Origin of the sequence: Thermogutta sp., from assembly GCF_014359955.1 — a bacterium.
Classification (GTDB): Bacteria; Planctomycetota; Planctomycetia; order Pirellulales; family Thermoguttaceae; genus Thermogutta.
In genome coordinates, this window is sequence record NZ_JACIYL010001098.1 from 1 (window position 1) to 1,061 (window position 1,061).

Here is a 1,061-nt window from a genome sequence, read left to right on the forward strand (position 1 = left end):
AGGATATCGGGGAAAATCACAATCTGGCTGACAAGTATCCGGAACGCGTTGCCGCCCTCCGCATCAAACTCGAAAAGTACCTGGCGGACACCGAAGCGGTTATTCCGCGGCAGAACCCTGATTACCGAGGCGAGGCCGCCAAGGACCCGCTTCTCGGCTGGAAGGCCCGCAACTGCCAGGCCGAAATCCGGGAGGGAAAGCTCCATTTGACGGCCACGGCCGCTTCGCCATTTCTGGGGTATGCAGTGGGACAGCAGCGCGGCCCGTTGCAGGTCGCGTTTCACCTCAAAGTGCTGCGAACCGCCACCGACTCTCAAGGAAAACTTTCCGGCAAGGTGGAATGGCTTCCTCCCTCCGGAGAACGGCCGGCTCCCGTGCCATATGAGATGACCTCCGCTGGCCCACAAACGGTGGTCGTGGAAGTTCCGTGGACAAAACCCATCGGTATTGTGCGAATCTACCTGCCGGAGGGCTGTCGGGAAGCCGAGGTGGAGTGGATCGAACTCACCGGGCCAGGTCAGAAAAAGCGCTTCGACTTCTGATCTGTCCGCAAAAAGGATTCCACGGCAGAACCGCGCCGATCAGTGTGAATTGACCCTGGCGGCATCGTGCGCGAGCATCCCGCCGGAGAGGGCTTCCTGCAATCGGGCGTCGAGGACGGGCAAAAGGACCGCCGCGAATCGGAGAGCCGGACTTTGATGGGGTAATTGCCCCAGGGGCGACTCGGCCACCAGGTAAAGTTTGACGAGCGGACGGCGTCCGCCGTACATCCATCGCGGAAAACGAGGTGCCCGCCAACCGCGGCCGTCACTCCAGCTCCAGAACACGCGCAGCCGCGTCACCCCGGTGGGCTCGCTTTTGGTGAAAACGGCGGTCATGAACTCCGCCTGGCGGGTCGGTCCCCCTGACTCCTGCGCAGAATAGCTGACGGTGAATGGTTGCGGAGACGTTTCCATCACGAATCCGGCCCCGGGATAGCAGGCGTCCGGAGTGTGGACCGCAATATCACGGGACCACCCGGCAAGAAGATAGACCGTTACCGAATCCCCCTGCGTTTGATC

2 protein-coding genes are annotated in these 1,061 nt (G+C 61.6%); one reads left to right on the plus strand and one right to left on the minus strand.

Annotated features, from left to right (window positions below; all coding sequences use genetic code 11):
- A partial coding sequence (locus H5U08_RS19630; protein ID WP_297037116.1) for a hypothetical protein occupies positions 1-542 on the plus strand: 542 nt, incomplete at its 5' end.
- Between the two features lie 39 nt (positions 543-581).
- Here H5U08_RS19630 and H5U08_RS19635 read toward each other — a convergent pair.
- Positions 582-1,061, minus strand: a 480-nt coding sequence (locus H5U08_RS19635) for a hypothetical protein (RefSeq protein WP_297037119.1), incomplete at its 5' end; no start/stop codon positions are given.